At 74.7% G+C, this 6,066-nt stretch carries 1 protein-coding gene; it reads left to right on the top strand.

What is annotated here, in order from left to right; genetic code table 11:
- Positions 1 to 17: 17 nt before the first annotated feature.
- Positions 18 to 6,066, top strand: a 6,049-nt coding sequence (locus HHX33_RS34380) for a type I polyketide synthase (protein ID WP_310741644.1), incomplete at its 3' end; no start/stop codon positions are given.

Here is a 6,066-nt window from a genome sequence, read left to right as displayed (position 1 = left end):
GTCCGTCGCAGGAGCGGGTGATCCGCCAGGCCCTGGCCAACGCCAGGCTGTCGGTGCAGGACGTCGACGTGGTCGAGGGCCACGGCACCGGCACCACTCTCGGCGACCCGATCGAGGCGCAGGCGGTGCTGGCCACCTACGGCCAGGACCGCCCGGAGAACCGGCCCCTGTGGCTCGGATCCTTCAAGTCCAACATCGGTCACGCCCAGGCGGCGGCCGGTGTCGGCGGCATCATCAAGATGGTGCAGGCGATCCGGCACGGGGTGCTGCCCAAGACGCTGCATGTCGACGAGCCGTCCCCGCACATCGAGTGGTCGGCGGGTCAGGTGCGGTTGCTGACCGAGGCGATGCCGTGGCCGGAGGTGGACCGCCCCCGCCGCGCGGGTGTGTCGTCGTTCGGCATCAGCGGCACCAACGCCCACGTCATCATCGAGCAGGCCCCCGCCGATCTCACCCCCACCGAGGCCCCCGCCCCCGCCGGCGTGGTCCCGGGTGAGCGGGAGGACCAGACCGGAACCCCGGTGGCGTGGGTGCTGTCGGGCAAGACGCCGGACGCGCTGGCCGGGCAGGCGGCCCGGGTGCTGTCCTTCGTGCAGGAGCACCCCGGCCTGAGCGTGGCCGACATCGGCTACTCGCTGGCGACGACGCGGACGTCCTTCGAGCGGCGGGCGGTGGTGACCGGTGGCGACCGCGCCACCCTGCTGGCGAGGCTCGCCGCGGTGGCCGAGACCCGCACCGCGCCCGGGGTGGTGCAGGGCATCGCCCGCTCCGGCGGCAAGGTCGGCATGCTGTTCACCGGTCAGGGCGCCCAGCGGCTCGGCATGGGCCGCGAACTGCACGCGACGTTCCCGGTGTTCGCCCAGGCCTTCGACGCCGTGGTGGACGAGCTGGACGCGCATCTGGACCGGCCGCTGCGTGAGGTGATCTGGGGCGAGGACCCCGGCCTCGCCGACCAGACGGCGTACGCGCAGGCCGGGCTGTTCGCCGTCGAGGTGGCGCTGTTCCGCCTCCTGGAGTCGTGGGGGGTGCGGCCGGACTACCTGGCCGGTCACTCGGTCGGGGAGCTGGCCGCCGCGCACGTCGCCGGGATGCTGTCGCTTTCGGATGCGTGCCGGTTGGTCGCGGCGCGGGGCCGGCTGATGCAGGCACTCCCGGCCGGTGGGGCGATGGTCGCCATCCAGGCCACCGAGGACGAGGTGACCCCCCTCCTGACCGAGGGGGTGGACATCGCCGCCGTCAACGGCCCGAGCGCGCTGGTCATCTCCGGGCAGGAAGGCCCTGTGCTGGCCCTGGCCGCCCAGTTCGCCGGCCGGGGACGCAAGACCCGCCCGCTGCGGGTCTCCCACGCCTTCCACTCCCACATGATGGACCCGATGCTGGCCGACTTCGCCGAGGTGGCCGGCACGGTGTCGTTCGACGCGCCGCGGATCCCGATCGTGTCCACCGTCACGGGCGCCCTCGCCGCCGAGGAGCTGGGCACCGCGCGTTACTGGGTGGACCAGGTGCGGGGTGCGGTGCGGTTCGCCGACGCGGTGACCACCCTGGCGGCCCAGGGGGTGACCCGGTTCGTGGAGCTGGGCCCGGACGCGGTGCTGACCGCGATGGTCCAGCAGGCCCTCGACGAGGCCGACACCGCGGTCTTCACCGCCACCATGCGGGCAGAGCGGCCCGAGCCCGGCACGGTCGTCGCCGCGCTCGGACAGCTGCACACCACCGGCGTCCCGGTCGACTGGCAGGCCTTCTACGCCGAGACCGGTGCCACCCGGGTCGACCTGCCCACCTACGCCTTCCAGCGCGAGCGCTACTGGCTCGACACCTACGACTACCTGTCGGAGTCCTGGGCGGCCGACTACGTCGGCAACCTGTCCTCCGCCGGGCTGGAGGCAGTCGAGCACCCTCTGCTGGGCGCCGTCATCCCCCTGCCCGACTCCGGGGGCCTGGTCCTCACCGGCAGGCTGTCGGTCCACACCCACCCCTGGCTGGCCGACCACCAGGTGTACGGGAACGTCCTGCTGCCGGGCACCGGCTTCGTGGAGATGGCCGTCCACGCCGGAGACAAGGCCGGGTGCCCGATCCTGGAGGAGCTCACTCTCCAGGCGCCGCTGGTGCTGCCGGAAGGCGCGTACCGTGACGGCCTGGCGGTGCAGGTCGTCGTCGGGGCCGCGGACGACGCCGGCCGCCGGCCGCTGCTGGTGCGGTCCCGCCCCGACCACGACGCGGAGAACTGGACCGTACACGCCCAGGGCGTGCTGGCCGAGGGACCGGACGTCCGCGGGGAGTCGCTCGAACAGTGGCCGCCGCCGGGCGCGACGCCGATCGACGTGCAGGGCGCGTACGAGGAGCTTCTCGCCGCGGGCTACGGCTACGGCCCGACCTTCCAGGGCCTGCGGGCGGCCTGGCGGCGCGGCGAGGAGCTGTTCGCCGAAGTCGCCCTGCCCGACCAGGCGCACCAGGACGCCGCCCTCTTCGGGCTCCACCCCGCGCTGCTCGACGCGTCGATGCACGCGATCCTGGTGGACGGCGACGGGCGGGGCGAGGGCGAGACGGTCCTCCCGTTCGTCTGGGGCGGTGTGTCGCTGCACGCCACCGGCGCGTCCGCGGCGCGGGTACGCCTGGCGCCGTCCGCCACCCGGGGCCTGGCGCTGAACGTCGCCGACGCGACCGGCAGGCCCGTGCTCACGGTCGCGTCGCTGGTGTCCCGGCCGGTGTCGGTCGACCAGCTCAGCGCGACGCGGGACGTCGCCGACGAGGCGTTGTTCGGCATCGAGTGGAGCCCTCTGGCGGCGGCATCGGACGACACGAACTGGGTGGTTCTGGGCTCCGGCCCGTTCCCCGAAGGCGTACCGGTCGTCGAGAGCCTCCGGGAGCTGGCGGACGCGGCCGTCGTGCCCGGCGCCGTCGTCTGGCAGGCGCCGGACGCGCCCGCCGCGGACGTCCCGTCCGGCGTCCGGTCCGCGACCGCCGCCGTGCTGGAGATCGTGCAGGAGTGGCTGGCCGAGGACCGGTTCGCCGATTCGAGGCTGGTCGTGGTCACCCGGGGCGCGGTCGCGACCGGAGAGGCCGACGACGTGGCGCTGACCCAGGCGCCCGTGTGGGGCCTGGTGCGGGCCGCGATCGCGGAGAACCCCGGCCGCTTCGCCCTGCTGGACGTCGACGACCACCCCGGCTCGCCTGACGCGGTCGCCGCGGTGGTGGCGTCGGCCGAGCCGGAGGCCGCGATCCGGGCCGGTGAGGTCCTCGTCCCCAGGTTCGTGCGGCCCACGCCGCCGGCCCAGGCGGCCGCGCCGGCGCTGGACCCCGATGGGACCGCACTCATCACCGGCGGCACCGGCGGGCTCGGCGGCCTGCTCGCCCGCCACCTGGTCACCGCGTACGGCGTCCGCTCGCTGGTGCTCACCAGCCGGCGAGGCCCGGACGCGCCGGGCGCGGCGGAACTGCGTGACGAGCTCGTCGCGCTCGGCGCCGAAGTGACCATCGCCGCGTGCGACGCCGCCGACCGCGACGCGCTGGCCGGGGTGCTGGCGGCCATCCCGGCGGAGCGTCCGCTGACCGCCGTCGTGCACGCCGCCGGCGTCGCCGACAACGGCCTCGTCGGCGCGCTCACCCCGGAGCGGCTGGCCGCCGTGCTCGCGCCGAAGGCCGACGCCGCGTGGCACCTGCACGAGCTGACCAAGGACCTGGACCTGGCCGCGTTCGTGCTGCTCTCCTCCGCGGGCGGCATGGTCCTGGCCGCCGGTCAGGGCAACTACGCCGCCGCGAACGTCTTCCTCGACGCTCTGGCCACCCACCGGCACGCCAACGGCCTGCCCGCGACGTCCATGGCGTACGGCCTGTGGGGCGTGGACGCGGGTCTCGGCGCGCTGCTGAGCGACGCCGACCTCACCCGCATGCGGCGCATGGGTTATCCCGCGCTCACCGCGGAGGACGGTCTGGCCCTCTTCGACGCGGCCCTCGCCGCGCCCGGCGCCGTACGCGTGCCGCTGCGCATCGACCCGGTGGCCCTGCGCGCCAAGCCGGAGCAGCTTCCGCACCTGCTGCGTGGTCTCGTACGGGTGCCGATCCGGCAGGCGGCCCGTTCGGGCGGCGGCGAGGCGCTGCGGCAGCGGCTGGCCGGGCTGGGCGAGGCCGGGCGTTCGGCCGCGCTGATCGACCTGGTGAGGTCCACCGTCGCGGCGGTGCTCGGCCACGCGTCGGCCGACGCGATCGAGCCGGACCGCGCGTTCCAGGAGCTCGGCTTCGACTCGCTGTCCGCGGTCGAACTGCGCAACGTGCTGGGCGAGGCCACCGGGCTGCGGCTGCCCGCGACCCTCGTCTTCGACTACCCCAGCGCGCTCGCGGTGGCCGAGCACATCGGCGAGACGCTCAGCGGCACGCGGGACGAGACCGGCGTCGCCGTGCAGGCGCCGCTCGACGACGAGCCGATCGCGATCATCGGCATGGCCTGCCGGTACCCGGGCGGGGTGACCTCGCCCGAGGACCTCTGGCGGCTGGTCACCGACGGCGTGGACGCGGTGGGCGAGTTCCCCGCCGACCGCGGCTGGGACGTCGAGGGCATCTACGACCCGGAGCCGGGCGTCCCCGGCAAGACGTACGCCCGCAACGGCGGGTTCCTGTACGACGCGGCGGAGTTCGACCCGGGCTTCTTCGGCATCAGCCCGAACGAAGCGGTGATGATGGATCCGCAGCAGCGGCTGCTGCTGGAGACCTCCTGGGAGGCGTTCGAACGCGCCGGGATCGACCCGGGAGCGCTGCGGGGCAGCAAGACCGGGGTCTTCGCCGGGGTGATGTACCACGACTACGGGCAGGGCGTCGGCGTCGCCAGCAGCAGCGGCGGCAGCCTCGTCTCCGGCCGGGTGGCCTACACCCTCGGGCTGGAGGGACCGGCCCTCACCGTCGACACCGCCTGCTCGTCGTCGCTGGTGGCGTTGCACCTGGCCGGGCAGGCGCTCAAGTCGGGCGAGTGCTCCCTGGCGCTGGCCGGCGGGGTCACCGTGATGTCCGAACCGGCCATGTTCATCGAGTTCTCCCGCCAGCGGGGGCTGTCGCCGGACGGACGGTGCCGGTCGTTCGCGGCCGGCGCCAACGGCGCCGCCTGGGCGGAAGGCGCCGGCCTGCTGCTCATGGAGCGGCTGTCGGACGCGCGGCGGCTCGGGCACCGGGTCCTCGCCGTGATCCGGGGCTCGGCGGTGAACCAGGACGGCGCGTCCAACGGGTTCACGGCGCCGAACGGCCCCTCCCAGCAGCGGGTGATCCGCCAGGCCCTGGCCAACGCCAGGCTGTCGGTGCGGGACGTGGACGTGGTCGAAGGGCACGGCACGGGCACGACGCTGGGTGACCCGATCGAGGCGCAGGCGGTTTTGGCGACCTATGGTCAGGACCGTCCGGAGGAGCGGCCGCTGTGGCTGGGGTCGCTGAAGTCCAACATCGGTCATGCCCAGGCGGCGGCCGGTGTCGGCGGGGTCATCAAGATGGTGCAGGCGATCCGGCACGCGGAGTTGCCCAAGACGCTGCACGTGGACGAGCCCTCCCCGCACGTGGAGTGGTCGGCGGGCCAGGTGCGGCTGCTGACCGAGGCCATGCCGTGGCCGGAGGTGGACCGCCCCCGCCGGGCGGCGGTGTCGTCGTTCGGCATCAGCGGCACCAACGCCCACGTCATCATCGAGCAGGCCCCCGCCGACCTGGCAGGAGCGGAAGAGTTCTCCCTCGTCCCGTCCGCCGGCAGCGTCCCCCCGGGGATCTCCGAGGAGGCCGGTGCCCCGGTCTCGGGCGTCCCTGCCGAGATCGGGCAGCCCACTGGCGCTGACGCCGACGCGCAGTCGAGCGAGGGCGAGGTCCAGGCCGGTGCTCTGGTGGCTCCGGTGGCGTGGGTGGTCTCAGGCAAGACGGCGGACGCGCTGGCCGGCCAGGCGGCCCGGGTGCTGTCCTTCGTGCAGGACCGCCCCGCCCTGAGTGTCGCGGATGTCGGGTTGTCGCTGGCGACGACGCGGGCGTCGTTCGAGCGTCGGGCGGTGGTGACCGGTGGGGATCGGGCCGGGCTGCTGGCGGGGCTGGCGGCACTGGCGGAGG

Origin of the sequence: Microbispora sp. H10670, assembly GCF_014161385.1 — a bacterium.
GTDB classification, from domain to species: domain Bacteria; phylum Actinomycetota; class Actinomycetes; order Streptosporangiales; family Streptosporangiaceae; genus Microbispora; species Microbispora triticiradicis.
The sequence above is the reverse complement of the archived record's forward strand: the minus strand, read 5'-3'. Positions and strand labels throughout refer to the sequence as shown.